Source organism: Curtobacterium sp. ME12 (assembly GCF_903970855.1).
Classification (GTDB): Bacteria; Actinomycetota; Actinomycetes; order Actinomycetales; family Microbacteriaceae; genus Curtobacterium; species Curtobacterium poinsettiae_A.
The window spans coordinates 1-879 of record NZ_CAJCKD010000075.1; the positions used below are offsets into that span (position 1 = coordinate 1).

An 879-nucleotide genomic window follows, 5' to 3' on the forward strand; every position below is an offset into this window, starting at 1 on the left:
CAGGGAGGCCTAAGTACTGATGCGTTCACTCGTCTACACCAGCACGCAGACTCGTCCGATCACGGACTCCGAGCTCGCGCAGATCCTCGCCGTAGGCCGGGAGAAGAACACCGCCCTCGGGGTCACCGGGATCCTCGCCCACAAGGGCGACAACTGTCTCGGGATCCTCGAGGGCGACGACGACGTCGTCCACGCCCGATTCGAGCAGGTCCGTATCGATCCCCGCCACACCAACGTCCGGGTCCTCCTCGACGAAGAAGTCCAGGAGCGCACCTTCCCGGACTGGTCGATGGCGTTCCAACCCCTCGACCCACTCCTGCGCGACGTGCCCGGCTTCAGCGACCTCTTCACCCCCGACCGCCCCACCGATCACGCGTTCGGACAGTCCCGCGCGAAGGGGCTGCTGGAATGGTTCCGGAAACACCCCCTCGCACCACTGACCAGCCAAACCGCGGCCGAAGAAGCAGCCCCAAAGACCCGCGCGATCAACGGCGCGATCACTGCGCTCCACGACGGCGGCGTGAGCCGGTTCACCCTCGAGACCGCCGCGGAGCATGCCGGCATGAGTGCGGCAACGGTACGGGAGTTCTTCCCGACCGACCGTGCCCTGCTGGCAGCGACCGTGGAGCGGTGGACGCAGGCGATCTCCACTCCGTTAGTGCCGTTGATCGCGGAGAAGGGCACCGTCGCGTTCCTCCACGCTCTCATGGCCGCACATGCGGAAGAACCAGCGCTGATGGAGCTGCTCGCCTACAGCCTCGCCTCCTCCGCCGACACGAGCGTTGATGGGGCGGACTACTACCGGTCCGCGTACCGGCGGTTCCGGGAAACCATCCGCGCCGGCCTCACCGCAGATGTCCGCGACGGCCGGGAACCAGC

General features: G+C 67.2%; 1 protein-coding gene. It reads left to right on the forward strand.

The window, feature by feature from the left end:
• Positions 1-19 precede the first annotated feature (19 nt).
• Positions 20-879: BLUF domain-containing protein (locus H7A73_RS17915; RefSeq protein ID WP_182067235.1), on the forward strand; the 860-nt coding region annotated here is incomplete at its 3' end.